Origin of the sequence: Glaciihabitans tibetensis (assembly GCF_003003265.1) — a bacterium.
GTDB classification, from domain to species: Bacteria; Actinomycetota; Actinomycetes; order Actinomycetales; family Microbacteriaceae; genus Glaciihabitans; species Glaciihabitans tibetensis.
Genome location: NZ_PVTL01000002.1, coordinates 273,402 through 289,612, shown reverse-complemented (window position 1 = coordinate 289,612; position 16,211 = coordinate 273,402). Strand labels below are relative to the sequence as shown.

Genomic DNA, 16,211 nt, shown 5'->3' with positions numbered 1-16,211 from the left:
ACTCACGCTTCCGAACCGATATCGGCCAGCTGGGTCTCTTCATCGGCAAGGATGCACGACTGGATGACGGGCTCGAGGGCGCCGTTCATCACCGCGTCCAGGTTGTAGGCCTTGTATCCGGTGCGGTGGTCGGCGATGCGGTTTTCCGGGAAGTTGTAGGTGCGGATTCGCTCGGACCGGTCCATGGTGCGGATCTGGCTCTTGCGGAAGACGGATGCCTCGGCGTCTGCCTCTTCCTGATAACGCGCAAGAATGCGCGCCCGCAGAACGCGCATACCGGCCTCTTTGTTCTGCAGCTGCGACTTCTCATTCTGCATCGCCACAACGATTCCGGTCGGAAGGTGGGTGATGCGCACGGCGGAGTCGGTGGTGTTGACGGACTGGCCACCGGGACCGCTCGAGCGGTAGACGTCGATCTTCAGGTCGTTCTGGCTGATCTCGACCTCCTCCGGCTCATCGACCTCGGGAAAAACGAGTACGCCGGCGGCGGAGGTGTGAATGCGCCCCTGCGACTCCGTGGCGGGCACCCGCTGCACTCGGTGCACCCCACCCTCGTACTTGAGGTGCGCCCAGGCACCCTCCGCGGGGTCGGTCGAGGTTCCCTTGATGGCAACCTGAACATCTTTGTACCCGCCCAGATCGCTCTGGGTGAAGGTGATGATCTCGGTCTTCCAACGCTTGGACTCGGCGTAGTGGAGGTACATGCGAAGCAGGTCGGCGGCGAACAGCGCCGATTCGGCACCGCCCTCCCCCATCTTGATCTCCATGATGACATCGCGACCATCGTTGGGGTCCCGCGGAATGAGCAGGCGCCGCAGCGTCTCCTCTTTCTTGGCGAGATCCTCCTCGAGCACCGGAACTTCGGCGGCGAAGGACTCGTCCTCCGACGCCATTTCCTGTGCGGCGGCGACGTCGTCCGTCACCTGGCGCCACTCGTGGTACGCGGCGACGATGCGGGACAACTCGGCATAACGCCGGTTGACCTTCTTCGACCTGGCCGGGTTCGCGTGGAGTTCCGGGTCAGCGAGCTGGTCCTGGAGTTCCTCGTGCTCGGCCAGCAGCGTGGCTACTGACTCGAACATCTAGTCCTCTTTGTGGTTGTAGCCGCTGGGAGCGGGAAGTGACTTCTGGATCTGCATGAGGAACTCCACGTTAGAAGAGGTCTCCTTGAGCTTGCCGAGAACGATCTCGAGCGCCTGCTGCTGGTCGAGGCCGGCGAGGGCACGACGCAGTTTCCAGGTGACCTTGACCTCGTCGACGCCCATGAGCATCTCTTCCCGGCGAGTACCGGAGGCGTTGACATCGACCGCGGGGAAGATGCGCTTGTCTGCCATCTGGCGGGACAGGCGCAGTTCCATGTTGCCGGTGCCCTTGAACTCCTCGAAGATGACCTCGTCCATCTTGGACCCGGTCTCCACCAGAGCCGTGGCGAGGATGGTGAGCGAGCCACCCTCCTCGATGTTGCGCGCGGCTCCGAAGAAACGCTTCGGCGGGTACAGCGCGGACGAATCCACACCACCGGAAAGCACACGACCCGAAGCCGGAGCCGTCAGGTTGTAGGCGCGGCCGAGGCGGGTGATCGAGTCGAGGAGCACAACGACGTCGTGTCCGAGCTCAACGAGGCGCTTGGCGCGTTCGATGGCGAGCTCGGCCACGGTGGTGTGGTCCTCTGCGGGACGGTCAAAGGTCGAGGCGATGACCTCACCCTTCACCGTGCGCTGCATGTCGGTGACTTCCTCGGGGCGCTCGTCCACCAGGACGACCATGAGGTGCACCTCGGGGTTGTTCTTGGCGATCGCGTTCGCGATGGCCTGGAGAACGAGCGTCTTTCCTGCCTTCGGCGGGGAGACGATGAGGCCGCGCTGGCCCTTACCGATCGGCGACACGAGGTCGATGATGCGGGTCGAGAGCTTCGCGGACTCGGTCTCGAGGCGCAGGCGCTCCTGCGGGTAGAGCGGCGTCAGCTTGCCGAACTCGACTCGGTTGGCGGCTTCTTCAACGGGCAGGCCGTTGATCGAGTCGATGCGCACGATCGCGTTGTACTTCTGGCGGCCCTGGCTGTTGTCGCCCTCGCGCGGCTGGCGGATGGCGCCGACAACGGCGTCACCCTTGCGGAGGTTGTACTTCTTGACCTGACCGAGAGACACGTACACGTCGTTCGCCCCGGGAAGGTACCCGCTGGTGCGCACGAATGCGTAGTTGTCGAGCACGTCGAGGATTCCGGCGACGGGGATGAGAATATCGTCTTCGGTGATTTCGGGTTCGAAGTCGTCGCCGACCGGCCCGCGTCCGCGCTTGCGGTCGCGGTAGCGGTTGCGTCCGCCGCGGTCTTCTGTCTCAAGCTGCTGCTGCTGGCGCTCGCTGCGTCCGTCGTTGTTGATGCGACCACCATCACGGTTGTCGCGGCCGCCATCGCGCGGGTCAGCGTTGCGCTGGTTGTCACGCGGGTCAGCGTTGCGCTGGTTGTCGCGGGGCTCAGCGTTGCGCTGGTTGTCACGCGGGTCACCATTGCGCTGGTTGTCACGCGGGTCACCATTGCGCTGGTTGTCGCGGGGCTCGGCGTTGCGAGCGTTGTCGCGCTGCTCGGAACGCGCGTTGTCGCGACCATTTGCCGGGCGCACACCGTCGAGAAGGTCGTCGGTCGAGCGAGGCTCGGCGTTACGGGGCTCGGCGTTACGGGGCTCTGCGTTACGGGGCTCGGCATTACGGGGCTCTGCGTTACGGGGCTCTGCGTTACGGGCCTCGGCGTTGCGTGCCTCTGCAGCGGCCTGGCGGTCTCCGCGGTTGCGGTTGCGACCACGCGAGTTGCGAGTCGGGGCCTGCCCGGCCTGGTCGGTCTGCTCAGCCTGGTCGTCGCTCTGTTCGGTGGCCTGCCCAGCGGACGCGCCATCGTCGGTCGGGACCGTGTCGAGGCCGGATTCTGCCTGTGCGACGTGAGACCCGGCCGAGACCGGCGACTCAACGGTGATGTCCGCGACGTCGGCGGCCGGTGCCTTGGCGGCACGCGATGCGCGAGAGCGGGTCTGGCGGGGGCGGGTCGCAACAGCGGGCTCGTCGGCAGCAACGGCCTCGGCCGGAGCACCGTCGCTCGAAGCAACGTCACTCGAAGCGGCCTCGCTCGAAGCGACCTTGCTCGAAACATCTTCTGTCTGCGCAGCGTCGGCGGGGGCGGCTGCCGGGGCGGAGTCCGTCTCCGGGGCGGATGCGGCGGGGGCGGATGCTGCGGCGGCAGCCTTAGCCAGCGCGTCCGCAGTATTTGCTCGGCGGGGTGCACGCTTACGGGTGGGAGCAGCAACCGGGGCGGCAGGCTCGGCCGGCACCTCGGCAACAGGCACTTCGGCGACGGGCACCTCAGCGACAGGCACCTCTACTGAGGCGGCGTCGACATCCCCAGCCGGCACGACAATGGTCTCGGCGATGGGCGTCTCAGCGACGGGCGCCTCGAAGGCGGGCAGCTCAGCTGCGGGCACGTCTGCTGCAGGCGCAGCTGCCGCAGGCGCTTCTGCTGCAGGCGCCTCGACGGCGACGTCGGCCGACGGTGCAGCTGCGGGGTCGTCTGTCGGAACAGTCTGCTCCGCGGCCGGGGCCTGGTCGGCCGATCCGGCATCGATGGTGGTGTTCTGGATCTCGTTGATCGCGTCCACGAGTGCTCCTTTGCGAAGTTTGGAGGCGCCGGCAAGGCCCAGCTCGCTGGCCAGAGCCTGAAGCTCGGGAAGGCGAAGGGCGCTCAGGGGGCGTGAGTCCGTGCTCACTGCACGGACATTGACATCAGTCACGAAAAAGGATTCCTTTCGACTCTGAGCACTGAACATCTCAGAGGTGAGCGGATCGCTCGTTCGCAGTCCTGCGTGGGTGCTAGGAACACTGTGCAGGAACAGATCTGCGGGTTAGCGATTGCTAGTTAGAGTGCAACCGGGAAATTCCTGTCTATGCCAGGGTTTCTACCGGGTGCGCAACAACAGTAGCACCTTTGAAGTCGACAGCGAGCATTAGGGGTACCCACGGTGTGGTGGCGTTGCTTGCGACGAGATCGGCCGCGACCAGGCGCTGCGCAGGATCGCTGCAGAGCACGAGGAGAGAGGGGCCGGCACCCGACACAACGGCGGCGAGATCGTTCGCGCGCAGCAGCTGGATGAGGGCGTCGGTTTCGGGCATCGCACTGGCACGGTAGCTCTGGTGGAGCTTGTCCTCTGTCGCCGCGAGCAGTAGCTCCGGGCTCTGGATCAGTGCCGCGATGAGCAAAGCCGACCGGGAGACGTTGAAGATCGCGTCTTCGTGCGGCACGGAGGTCGGCTGCAGGCTGCGCGCAAGTGCGGTCGACATTGTCGACTCCGGCACAAATACGAGCGGAGAAACACCGCGGTGCACAATCAGCTTCTTGTGCTGCGGACCGTTTGGGGTCATCCACGCGATCGTCAATCCCCCGAAGAGGGCAGGCGCGACGTTGTCTGGGTGGCCTTCCATCTGGGTCGCCAACGCGAGCAGCGCCTGCGAGTCGATCTCGACGATTCCCTCAAGCAGCCCCTTCGCCGCCATGATTCCCGAGACGATGGCGGCGCCGGATGACCCCATCCCCCGTCCATGGGGAATCGAGTTGCGCGCAACCAGGTGAAGACCGGGCATCTCGATGTCATAGGCCGCGAAGGTATGCGCGATCGCAGTGACCACGAGGTTGCTGGCATCGGTCGGCACGACGCCGGCGCCCACGCCGATGACGTCGACGAAGGCACCGGGTTCTTCGCGCACGGTGACGGTCAGCTCGTCGTAGAGCGAGAGGGCAAGGCCCAGCGTGTCAAAGCCCGGGCCAAGGTTCGCGGTGGTGGCGGGAACCTTGACAACTACCGAGTTGCCGACGAAGGTCATGCCTTGCTCAGCCCGAGCACGCCAGCGATCTCAGCGGTGTCCACCGGAACGACGGTCGGGGTGATGTCCGAACCGTCCGCGGTGCGCAGCGCCCACTGCGGGTCCTTGAGTCCGTGGCCCGTGACCGTCAGCACAACGATGGAGTCCTTGGGGATCTGGCCGGCGGCGGAGCGCTCGAGCAGGCCCGCGACGCTGATCGCGGAGGCCGGCTCGACAAAGATTCCCACCTCGGCGGAGAGGATGCGGTGTGCTTCGAGGATCTTCTCGTCGCTGATCGCGCCGAAGTATCCGTCGGTAGCTTCGCGGGCGGCGAGGGCGAGTTCCCAGGAGGCGGGATTGCCGATGCGGATGGCGCTGGCGATGGTCTCGGGGTTTTTCACAACTTTGCCGAGGACGAGAGGAGCACTTCCGGCGGCCTGGAAACCGAACATGCGCGGCATCTTGGTGGTGCGACCGGCGGCGAGGTCCTCGCTGTAGCCGCGGGAGTATGCCGTGTAGTTGCCGGCGTTGCCGACGGGAACGATGTGGATGTCGGGGGCATCCCCGAGCACCTCGACGACCTCGAACGCGGCCGTCTTCTGGCCCTCGATGCGGTCGGGGTTTACCGAGTTCACGAGGTGAACCGGGTAGTTGTTCGCGAGGTCCCTGGCGATGTCGAGGCAGTCGTCGAAGTTTCCCTGAACCTGGAGCAGTTCGGCGTTGTGGGCGATCGCCTGGCTGAGCTTGCCCATGGCGATCTTGCCCTCCGGCACCAGCACGGCGGCGGTGATGCCCGCGTGGGCGGCGTACGCGGCCGCCGAGGCGGAGGTGTTGCCAGTGGAGGCGCAAATGACCGCCTTGGCCCCGTGCTCGACGGCCTTGGAGATAGCCATCGTCATTCCGCGGTCCTTAAACGACCCGGTCGGGTTCATCCCCTCGAACTTCACGTATACCCGGGCCCCGGTTCGTGCGGACAGCGCAGGCGCGGGGATGAGCGGCGTGCCGCCCTCCCCGAGGGTGATGATGGGCGTTGCGTCGGAAATATTCAGACGGTCGGCGTATTCGCGGAGTACTCCGCGCCATTGATTGGCCACTTACAGTCCCTCGACTCTCAGTACAGACACAATGGCGCGCACGACATCGCTGGATTTCAGTGCCGCGACGGTTGCGGCGAGATCGGCTTCGGAAGCCTCGTGAGTGCCAATGACAAGGGTAGCGGTGCCCTGAGGACTCTCCGAACCGATCTCCGCACTCGTTGCTGTCCCGATGCCCGCACCGACGACACCCGCGACGGGCTCCCCCACCGACTGTGCCACTGCCTCGACCGAGACTTCGTGGTCGCTGAAGATACTGGCGATCTCCGCGAGCACGCCGGGCTGATCCACCACCGCGAGCGTGATCTGGTAGCGGGTGGTGACACTGCTGATCGACAGCACCGGCAGGTCGGCGTGAGTGGATTCCGCGACACCCGGTCCCCCGATGACGTGGCGGCGCGCGGCGGAGACCACGTCGCCGAGAACGGCGGAGGCGGTCTCCCGCCCTCCGGCTCCCGCCCCGTAGAACATCAGGTTGCCCGCAGCCTCGGCCGTGAGGAACACCGCGTTGTTCGCGCCATGCACGGCCGCCAGCGGATGCGCCAGCGGAACGAGAGCGGGATGCACGCGCGCGCTGACTCCCGCGACCCCGGTGATCGGGTCGACCAGGCGCTCGCAGACGGCCAGCAGCTTGATGACGTAGCCACCCTTGCGGGCGGACTCGACCTGCGCGCGGGTGATTTTGGTGATGCCCTCGCAGTACACATCGGCGAGCGGAACCGTGGTGTGGAAGGCGAGGCTGGCAAGAATGGCGGCCTTCTGGGCGGCGTCGTGTCCTTCGACGTCGGCGGTCGGATCTGCCTCCGCGTAGCCGAGAGCGGTCGCGGTGGCCAGCGCGTCTTCGAGGCTCTCGCCCGTGGTGTCCATCCGGTCGAGGATGAAGTTGGTCGTGCCGTTGACGATCCCGAGGATGCGTTCGACCCGGTCGCCGGCGAGGCTGTCCCGAAGCGGACGGATGATGGGAATTGCACCACCCACGGCAGCCTCGTAGTACAGCTGCGCACCGACCTGCTCAGCGGCGTCGAACAGTTCAGGCCCGTGCGTGGCGAGCAGTGCCTTGTTCGCGGTGATCACATCGGCGCCGGAGTTGATCGCCTGCAGGATGTAGGTGCGGGCAGGCTCGATGCCGCCCATCAGTTCGATGACGATGTCGGCGCTGAGGATGAGCGACTCTGCATCGGTGGTGAGGAGGTGCTGGGGAATTTCCGGGGTGCGTGCGGCCGTGACATCCCGCACCGCCACCCCAATCAATTCGAGACCGGCACCGGAACGCTGCGCGAGTTCGTCGCCGTGCTGCTGCAGCTGCGCAGCAACCTGGGCGCCGACGCTTCCGCCGCCGAGCAGGGCGATTCGGAGATTGCGGTATTCGATCATGACGCGTCCAATCCTGCGTCGCGACGCAGTAGGTCTTCTTCGGTTTCTCCGCGTACCAGGACGCGGGACTGCCCGTCGAGGACCGCAACAACGGGTGGGCGGGCGAGGTAGTTGTAGTTGCTGGCCATCGACCAGCAATAGGCGCCGGTGGCGGGCACGGCGAGCAGGTCTCCCGGGGTGACGTCGCCGGGGAGGTACTCGGCGAGCACAACGATGTCGCCACTTTCGCAGTGTTTGCCCGCGACCCGCACGAGTGCGGGCTCGGCTTCGGACACCCGGTTGGCGAGGCGCGCGCTGTAGTCGGCGCCATATAGGGAGGGGCGGATGTTGTCGCTCATGCCTCCGTCGACGCTGACGTACTTGCGCACGGCCGCTGCCTCAACGAGCACATCTTTGATGGTGCCCACCTCGTACAGCGTGTATCCCCCTGGGCCGATCACGGAGCGGCCGGGCTCAATCGCCAGCACGGGAACGGGCACTCCGAGTCGGCCGGCGGCGGTCGCGACGATGTCGGCGAAGCGGGCCGCGAGTTCGTCGATGGGGAAGGTTTTGTCGACGCTGGTGTACGCGATGCCGAATCCGCCGCCGAGGTTGAGTTCGGCAACCGGGCCACCGGCGAGCAGCTCAGCGTGCACCTCGAACAGGCGGCGTGCGGCCTCGGTGAAGCCGTCCGTATCGAAGATCTGCGAGCCGATGTGGGAGTGCAGGCCGAGGAAGACGAGTTCGGGGTGCGAGCGGATCGCGGCGACCACGGCGGGCACGTCGGTGAGGGGGATGCCGAATTTCTGGTCTTCCCGCGCCGTGGCGAGGTACTCGTGGGTGGAGGCGTGCACCCCGCTGTTTACCCGCAGCCGCACCGCCTGGCGGCGACCGTGACGGGCAGCGGCCTCCGCCACGCGTTCGATCTCGATCTCGCTGTCGAGCACGATTGCACCAACGCCGACGGAGACGGCGCGATCAATCTCGCGCACACTCTTGTTGTTGCCGTGCAGGCCGAGGCGGGAGGCGTCGACACCCGCGGCCAGGGCGACGGCGAGCTCTCCCCCGCTGGCGACGTCGATGTTGAGCCCGGCCTGGTCCATCCAGCGCGCAACTTCGACGGACAGAAACGCCTTGCCCGCGTAGTAGATCTTGGCGCTGCTGCCGACGCGGGCGAGCTCGCGGTCGAATGACTCGCGGATCCGCTGGGCCCGGCCCCTGACATCCGCCTCATCGACGACATAGAGCGGAGTGCCGTACTGCGCGGCCAGCTGGGACGCGGCGACGCCGGCCACGACGAGCTCGCCCGTCTCCGAGCGGGTCGCGTTCTGCGACCAGAGCGTCGGGTGCAGCGCATTGGCGTCCGCCGGCGCACGAAGCCAGTCGGGGGCAAGGGGATTCTCATTCACGGGCAAACCTCACGGGGAATATTGGTCGTGTGAGGCGAGCGAACCCGGCTTGGTCCCTGAAGCCGTGTTAATAGTAGCGGGAACGCGGAGCGGTCCGTTTTCGCCCGGTTGCTGCGCCCGGCGCTCCAGCAGCTGCGCTCGGCGCTCTAGCAGCTGCCCTTGGCCGCAAACGCCTCTTCGGTGAGTACTGTGCCTTCGCCGTCGAGGGTGAGCACCACCGCGTCGGTGGTCACCTCCACGCCGGCGAGCACGAGCGACTCGGGCAGCTGGGCGGCGACGCAGAACGACCGCGGCTCCAGGAGCGGTCCCGCGACCGGCCCGAAGATGCTGTCGGCCACTTCATCGACGGTGAGTTCGGCGCCATTGACCATAACGCTCTCGGGAGTGAAGACGAGGTCGCCGCCCGAAGCGCTCGGGACGAGCCCCAGGGTGACGGGGAGCGTGAACGCAAGAACGTCGACGTCGGTGGTGATGCTGACCATCCCGTCGTCGAGGCCGACGTCATCCACCGCCCCTGCGCTGTACGTCGAGACCAGGGCGCCGAGGTTCTCTTCCGTGATGGCGAAGTCGATCGTCAGGTCGTTGATCGTGGCGCCCTCGGCCAGCGGCACGTCGTGCGCAACGACGTTCGCGCTGCCGGTGAGTTCGCCGATGGTGAACTCCTCGATGTCGAGCTCGACGTCATTGATCGAGCCCGACAGCACCTGCAGCAGCATCGACGCCGGGCCGAAGTCCACATCGACACCGTCGTCGCTTGGCAGCTCCAGCGCGGTCACCACCTCGGCCTTCACCTGGTCGGAGGCATAGCCGCGCACCCAGCGCTCGGCGAGCAGATACCCGATGACCAGCAGCAGCGCCAGCACGACCAGCACGATGACGACGGTCCGACCCCACTTGCGTTTGCGTTTCGGCGCGGGCTCGGTGAAGTCAATGGTTTGCTGACCCCGCGGGTCGCGCGGGTCGCGCGAGTCCGGCCGGTCCCCGGAATTCTGCGGTCTCAGCGGGGCAAACTCTTCGGTCGGCTGTTCGTCTGCGGGGTACGGCCGGGTCGGATACTCGTCAGGCTCAGCCACGAATTACATCCTCTCGGGCGCGCTCACACCAAGGAGTCCGAGTGCGTTGCGCAGAACGATACCGGTTGCGTCGTTCAACCACAGCCTGGTGCGGTGGGTGTCGGTGACGGTTTCCTCGCCCAACGGGGTCACCCGGCAGTTGTCGTACCAGCGGTGGTAGGCCCCAGCGAGCTCCTCGCTGTAGCGGGCGATGCGGTGCGGTTCGCGCAGCTCGGCCGACTGCAGCACCACGCGCGGGAACTCCGCGAGGATTCCGAGCAGCATGCTCTCGGTCTCATGCGTGAGCAGGCTCGCGTCGAACACCTCGCGGGTGACACCCGAGGCCGCGGCGTTGCGGGCGACCTGGTGGGTGCGCGCATGCGCGTACTGCACATAGAACACGGGGTTGTCGTTGGTGCGCTTCTGCAGCAGCTCGGGGTCAAGCGTGAGCGGCGAGTCCGCGGGGTACCGCCCGAGCGAGTAGCGCAGCGCGTCGGTGCCCAGCCACGCCTGCAGGTCGTTGAGTTCGATGATGTTTCCGGCCCGCTTCGACAGCCGTGCGCCGTTGATGCTGACGAGCTGGCCGATCAGCACCTCGATATCGCGCTCCGGATCATCCCCCGCAGATCCGGCCAACGCCTTCAGGCGGTGAACGTACCCGTGGTGGTCCGCGCCGAGCAGGTAGATCTTGTGGGTGTAGCCGCGGTCGCTCTTCGAGAGGTAGTACGCGGCGTCCGCGGCGAAGTACGTGAAAATGCCATTGCCTCGGCGGATGACACGGTCCTTGTCATCGCCGAAATCAGTCGTCTTCACCCACACTGCGTCGTCCGCGTCAAAGACGTGACCCTGAACCCGGAGACGGTCGATCGCGCTGTCGATCGCGCTCTGGCCGGTGGCCTGATCGATCGCGTGCAGCTCTCGCTCACTGAACCAGACATCGAAGTGCACGTTGAAGCGCTCGAGCGAGGCCTGGATCTCGCCCAGCTGGAGGCGGTATCCGGTCTCCCGTGCCACGGCGAGCGCTTCGTCGTCCGCGAGGATCAGCAGGTTCGGCTCGAGCTGCACCACCCGGCTGGCGAGGTCGGCGATGTACTGGCCCGGGTAGCCGTTTTCCGGCGTCTCGAGCCCGCGGGCGGCGGCGAGGATGGACGCACCGAAGTTGTCCATCTGGTTGCCGGCGTCGTTGATGTAGAACTCGGTGGCGATGGTCGCTCCGGAGGCGCGCAACACCCGTGCGAGGGAGTCGCCGAGGGCGGCCCAGCGGGTGTGACCGATGTGCAGCGGACCGGTCGGGTTCGCCGAAACAAACTCGAGGTTGATGCTCTGGCCGGCGAGCCCTTCGTTGCGTCCGTACACCTCGCCCTGGTCGAGGATTGTGCGCGCGATCTCCCCCGCCGCTGCCGCGTCGAGGGTGATGTTGATGAAGCCGGGACCGGCGATGCTGACGGATGCTACGCCCGCAACGCTCTCCAGCTCGGCAGTCACCTCAGCGGCAATATCCCGCGGGCTCGACCCGAGCGGCTTGGCCAGCTTCATCGCGATGTTCGAGGCCCAGTCGCCGTGGTCGCGGTTGCGCGGGCGCTCGAGCGCCACGTCGTCGATCGTGAGTGTTTGGGTGGCCCCGCGGCGCTCCAGCATGGCCGAAACGATGGCGAGCAGGGAAGCGGAGAGTTCGGCGGGATTCACGGGGATCGATTCTACCCGAGGCGTGTGCGCGGGCTGACCGAGGCGCCCGGTCTTACCCAGCCGCCCAGTCCCCCACGCTGACCCGATGTCTGGAGCGGGGGCCTACCCCAGTTGCACGAGCGACACGTGGTCGTCGAGCGGCAGCTCGTCAGCGGTGACGGTCACCCGCATCGCGAGAACGGCGAGGTCGGTCCAGTTGCTGGTCAGCCAGGCGGTGTCTGCGGCATCGCGGCCGGTGGAGATGCGCAACAGGGACTGACGGGGAGCCAGGCGCGTGGCATCCACCACCCACCATTGCCCGTCGACCCACGCCTCGACGACAGCGTGGAAGTCCATCGGGGAGAGCCCCGGCGCGTAAACGGCGACCATGCGGGCGGGAACGTCCATCGCCCGCAGCATCGCGATCGTCACGTGGGCAAAGTCGCGGCAGACGCCCTGGCGGTTGAGCAGGGTGCGGGTGGCGCCGTCGGTCGGCAGGCTCGAGCCCGACACGTAGGACAGGCGCGTCCAGACCCACTCCGTCACGGCGCGCAACAGGTTGTGGCCCGAGAGCCCGGCGAACTCGCTGCGCGCGGTCGGATAGAGGCTGTCGGACTGGCAGTAGCGGCTCGGACGAAGGTAGGTGATCAGATCGAGTTCATTGGGTTCGACGGGCGCCGCGCGGCCCTCGATCTCCGCGGTGTAGTCCACGGCCATGCGGCCCTTGGTGCTGACAAACTGCTGCAGCCGGCCGCCGTGCAGGTCAGGCAGCTCGGCGAACTCGAGCTCGGTTCCGTCGAGCGCGAAGCTGAATCGCTCGGACGTGACGTCCGCTCCCCTGGCCGCGCTCAGACTGAAAACCATGTTGGTCAGTCCACGGATGTCGAGGTCAATGTGGGCGGAAACCGTGCGCTGCATGCCTCGATGATGCCATGCGGCGCGCACCTCGTTACCCGCCCACGTCGTGACCCGCTCGTTCGCCCCCAGTCGAGGCCACCGGTCAGGGCCAGAGCAGCTCTTTCGTCCAGCGGTCACCGTCGCGGCGATACCGCAGCCGCACCTGGTCGCGCGCGCGCTCGGCCTGCCAAAACTCGACGGAATCGGGAACCACACGGTAGGCGGTCCAGTCGTTCGGCACGTAGTCGGGTTCGCGCTCGAAGCGGGCGCGCGCGACATCCACCGCTGCCTCAAAATCCGTCAGCGGTTCACTCTGCGGCCCGGCGATGGCTCCCGCTCGGGATCGCGGGCTGCGGGCAAGGAAGTCCGCTTCGCTCACCTCCCGCGGGCCGGGTTCGACAGCGCCCACAATGCGAATTTGACGACCCTGCTCACGCCAGTAGAGAAGGAGTGCCGCCCGCGGGTTCTGCGCTATGTCATCTCCTTTGGGGCCGCTCGACAAGGAGGCAAACCAGACGGCTTCGAGGTCGACGTCTTTGAGAAGGAGGGTGCGATTGGAGGGCTCTCCTCGCATGGTGGATGTCGCCAGCGCCATAGCGTGCGGCTGCACTACATCGGCGTCGATAGCGGCAGTCACCCACTCGATGAGGAGGGACATGGGCTCGTCCGGCGCGGCGTCCGTGTTGAAGACGGGCAACTCGCCGCCGAATGCTTTCAGGGAGCCGAGGCGGGATCGGAGCGAAATAGGTGTGCTCATGCCTGCTAATCTAGCTAGGTACTGGGCCCCCATAGCTCAGGGGATAGAGCACTGCCCTCCGGAGGCAGGGGCGGCAGTTCGAATCTGCCTGGGGGCACCCTTGTTGCGTACCATCCCAGTTCGGACTCTTGCCACCTAATTCGGACGAATCGGCGGAATCGGAACGCTTTCCTCTTCATCCGCGATCTTGCAGTCCGCCCAGACCGTTGGTGTCTGTGCGATGCCTGCTGGGGACCTGACAAAAAGCCGACCGACGCTCCCAGGGGAGCGCCGGTCAGCGATCGCGCAGATACGAGGGTGAGTCGGATCAGCGTTGTCCGAGTGGAACCGCGATATCGGTGACGTGTGCGCCGACGACACCGAGTGAGGTGGCCGTGCCGTTGAGCAGGGCGACCTCGTAAAGCGACCCGTTGATGACGGCGACGCCTGTCGAGGCAACGGATCTGCCATCGCGAACGGTGGAGTAGATGTCGAAGCCGGTATCGCCCGCGGCGTCGACGCCGAGCTTCCCGGTTGCTGTCAGCGAACCCGCGTTGGCCGGGGACTGAATGGCGATCTGGTCGAGGGTAGTGTCCAGATCAAAGAGGGTAGTTGCGGTGTTCGGGTCGAGATCGTTGTTGGTATATGCCGCCCCGTTGATGCCAGTGGCTGTTTCCGGCGCCGCGTAGCTCAACGCGCCGTCAGCCACCGTTGCGGCGCCCGCGGTGGCAAACGGCTGGCGGAGGTTCTGGCCGGTGTCGCTGACTACGCGGAGTGCATTGGCGGCGGGGTTGAAGTCGACGCCGAAGGTGGTGCCGCTCAGCGCCACGGTGAGCCGGGTGACCTGGGTGGCCACGCCGGTGTCGGCGTTGATGAGGTAGACGCCGGCGCTTGCCGCGTTGTTGCCAACGCCGTGAAGGTTGCCGTCCTGAACCCGGTAGTCGATGCCGATCAGCCGGGTGTCGCCGCCGGTCAGGCCGCTTATCGCGACGCCGCCCTTCACCTTGCCGGGCTTCCTGGAATCGAACTGAACGAGCTTGGTGCCACCGTCGGCCAGACCGACGACGCTCAGCTTGCCTGCCTGCCAGCGGTCGCCGCCGTTCCAACCGTTCCAACCGTTGTTGGCGGCGTTGTTGGCGGCGTTGTTGGATCCAGTGGTTGCCGCGGCGGGAGCAACACTGCTCGCACTGGCCATCGCGGGTGCCACGACCATCACACTGGCCACGGCAACGGCTGCAACACTTACTTTCAGAGTCCTTCTCATTGTGTACTCCTTGGAGCTGTCGGTCGCCGGGGGTCGGACGACTCTATAGGGGTATACGGCGCGGCCGCCGCCGACGTTCACTGAATCTGCGAGATTTTTGTCGAGTGGGGGGCAGCGCTGAATCCGAGGAACCGGAGCAGACCAGCGCGTAGGTAGCGAGGTGGTCAGGCTCACCCGTCGCCCGAGTAAACCGTCAACTGTTGTTCATCTGCCCGTCACGAGCGCTTCAGCGCCGCCATTGTGGCATCGGTAGCTTGCATCTCGGCCCGTGCGCCCGAGCGCGCCCCGACACAGACGAGAGTTGCGGATGAGAACCACCAACCGAAGAACACTGAGAACCCTGACCGTGATCACTAGCGCTTTCGCGCTCGTGCTCGGCGTCTCCGCCCCCGTTTCCGTTCCTGCCGCAATGGCGGTCACCGAACCCGAGGGCGTTGGCACCCCGCAGCGCTTCCTAGTAGAGAACGTGCACGCCGCCGGTAAGGTGCTCGAGATCGGCAACGAGCGTGCCCAGCTCACCGGCCCGGCCGGAGACGCGCCCGCTGCGGCGGCAATCTTCGCCCGCGCGACGGCTCCGGCCGACATCACCGCACAGGTCATCACGGCCTACCCGGTGACCGGCAAGTCGGCGACGTACGTGTTCGCCAACCAAGACGGCGAGGTACTCGTGCGCAATGCGAACGACAGCCTGAACTTCCGCTATCTCTCGGTATCGACGATCGACATCACCGCGGCCGCGCTCGACCCGTACGCGCAGTGGGCTGCGGTGGATGCCGGAGCCGGGTCGGTATACCTGCAGAACGTGCAGCCCGACCCCAGCGGTCGCATCGCAGCGCTCGACATGTACGACTGGAAGACCGACGACGGATCGCAGATCCAGACCTACGACGCCGGCACGGCCGCTGTGCAGAAGTGGATGCTGCGTTCGCTCACCCCCGAGGTGGCTAAGTACTCCGGCCGCACCGAGTCCGGCACGGTCCCAACCCCGCCCACCGAGCGCACCGCCCGGTACAGCTGGGGCGCGACAGTCGCCCTTGCCTCGATCACCTGGAACATGCCCGACCCGACGGTATGGGCGACCGACGGCACCGTCACGATCGAGGGAACCGGCCTCGGACTCTTCGGCGAAAAAGTTGCGCTCAGCGCGGATTACCTGGTCGGATCACTCGGTGCCGCCGTCGACTCCGCGATCAGCGGACACGTCGGCATCACGGTGAAGCAACTGCGCATGCTTGAGCCGACCCACGTGCAGCGCACGATCTCCGGATCGTCCACCACGATCTCGTCCCCGGTCAGCTGGGACTGGGCCGGCATCACCGACGCGGCGACCGCCCAGGCCGGCACCTTCACCGTGCCCGCGGCGGCGAGCAGCGGTTTCACGGCCAGCCTCGTCGTCACGATTGTGGCGACCGACGAGGTGAACATCGCCCGTGGCTCGGGCATTCACTTCGGCGCACTGTTCGGCGAGGGCTCGACCCTCAACGACGGCAACCGCGACCGCGCCGGGTTCTCTGACTGGCGAAGCGGCGGGGCTATCAACCGGGTGAATCCGAACAAGGTCATGTACTTCTTTGACCAACCGCAGCAGATCACTGGTGTGGCCGTCTTTGACCGCGGCACCGACGCGAAGCTCAACGTGGGTACGGCGACCGTGCAGTACCGCAACCTCACCGGCGGCTGGGTTGACCTGCCCGTCAAAGACCTCGCCTGGCCCTACGTAAATTCCACGCCGCAGCTGGAACTGACGGTCGAGAGCGAGCCCGTGCTTGCCACCGGCGCGCGCGTCGTAATCACCGCCAAGTCGACCGCCACCTGGATGTCGCTCTCCGAGTTCGAGGTCTACGGGCCGCAACTCGCCCCGACGGCCACCCGCTGACCGCGGCCCCCACCGTCGCATGC

At 66.4% G+C, this 16,211-nt stretch carries 12 protein-coding genes and 1 tRNA gene; 2 read left to right on the top strand and 11 right to left on the bottom strand.

The features are described from left to right. Positions 1 to 2: 2 nt before the first annotated feature. The 10 genes from prfA to B0I08_RS05110 form a co-directional block, all read right to left on the bottom strand. Positions 3 to 1,082 (bottom strand): peptide chain release factor 1, encoded by a 1,080-nt coding sequence (gene prfA / locus B0I08_RS05155; protein WP_106210501.1) that lies wholly within the window; start codon positions 1,080 to 1,082, stop codon positions 3 to 5. Continuing rightward, positions 1,083 to 3,776, bottom strand: a complete 2,694-nt coding sequence (gene rho / locus B0I08_RS05150) for a transcription termination factor Rho (protein ID WP_245884569.1) — start codon at positions 3,774 to 3,776, stop codon at positions 1,083 to 1,085. Between the two features lie 151 nt (positions 3,777 to 3,927). Then, positions 3,928 to 4,863, bottom strand: a complete 936-nt coding sequence (thrB, locus tag B0I08_RS05145; protein WP_106210497.1) for a homoserine kinase — start codon at positions 4,861 to 4,863, stop codon at positions 3,928 to 3,930. Next, complete coding sequence (gene thrC, locus B0I08_RS05140) at positions 4,860 to 5,936, bottom strand: threonine synthase (protein ID WP_106210495.1); 1,077 nt, start codon at positions 5,934 to 5,936, stop codon at positions 4,860 to 4,862. Before thrC ends, thrB begins: the two co-directional genes overlap by 4 nt. Further along, complete coding sequence (locus B0I08_RS05135) at positions 5,937 to 7,310, bottom strand: homoserine dehydrogenase (protein ID WP_106210494.1); 1,374 nt, start codon at positions 7,308 to 7,310, stop codon at positions 5,937 to 5,939. Continuing rightward, a complete protein-coding gene (gene lysA / locus B0I08_RS05130; protein WP_106210492.1) occupies positions 7,307 to 8,698 on the bottom strand; it encodes a diaminopimelate decarboxylase in 1,392 nt (463 codons plus the stop codon). The genes B0I08_RS05135 and lysA overlap by 4 nt, the downstream gene beginning before the upstream one ends. A gap of 146 nt (positions 8,699 to 8,844) precedes the next feature. Continuing rightward, complete coding sequence (locus tag B0I08_RS05125) at positions 8,845 to 9,771, bottom strand: LmeA family phospholipid-binding protein (protein WP_106210490.1); 927 nt, start codon at positions 9,769 to 9,771, stop codon at positions 8,845 to 8,847. 3 nt (positions 9,772 to 9,774) lie between these two features. Further along, entirely contained in the window at positions 9,775 to 11,436 is a 1,662-nt protein-coding gene (gene argS / locus B0I08_RS05120; RefSeq protein ID WP_106210488.1) for an arginine--tRNA ligase, read from the bottom strand. Positions 11,437 to 11,538: 102 nt separating this feature from the next. Continuing rightward, on the bottom strand, positions 11,539 to 12,333 hold the full coding sequence (locus B0I08_RS05115) for a transglutaminase-like domain-containing protein (RefSeq protein ID WP_106210486.1): 795 nt from the start codon (positions 12,331 to 12,333) through the stop codon (positions 11,539 to 11,541). 82 nt (positions 12,334 to 12,415) lie between these two features. Further along, positions 12,416 to 13,069, bottom strand: a complete 654-nt coding sequence (locus B0I08_RS05110) for a pyridoxine/pyridoxamine 5'-phosphate oxidase (RefSeq protein ID WP_181243236.1) — start codon at positions 13,067 to 13,069, stop codon at positions 12,416 to 12,418. A gap of 25 nt (positions 13,070 to 13,094) precedes the next feature. Here B0I08_RS05110 and B0I08_RS05105 point away from each other — a divergent pair. Further along, positions 13,095 to 13,166, top strand: a tRNA-Arg gene (locus tag B0I08_RS05105). Positions 13,167 to 13,376: 210 nt separating this feature from the next. On the opposite strand, the gene B0I08_RS05100 is transcribed toward B0I08_RS05105, so the two are convergent. Beyond that, entirely contained in the window at positions 13,377 to 14,312 is a 936-nt protein-coding gene (locus B0I08_RS05100; protein WP_106210482.1) for a DUF4394 domain-containing protein, read from the bottom strand. 346 nt (positions 14,313 to 14,658) lie between these two features. Between B0I08_RS05100 and B0I08_RS05095 the strand changes: the two genes are divergently transcribed. After that, on the top strand, positions 14,659 to 16,188 hold the full coding sequence (locus B0I08_RS05095; RefSeq protein WP_106210480.1) for an Ig-like domain-containing protein: 1,530 nt from the start codon (positions 14,659 to 14,661) through the stop codon (positions 16,186 to 16,188). The last annotated feature ends 23 nt before the right edge of the window (positions 16,189 to 16,211 follow it).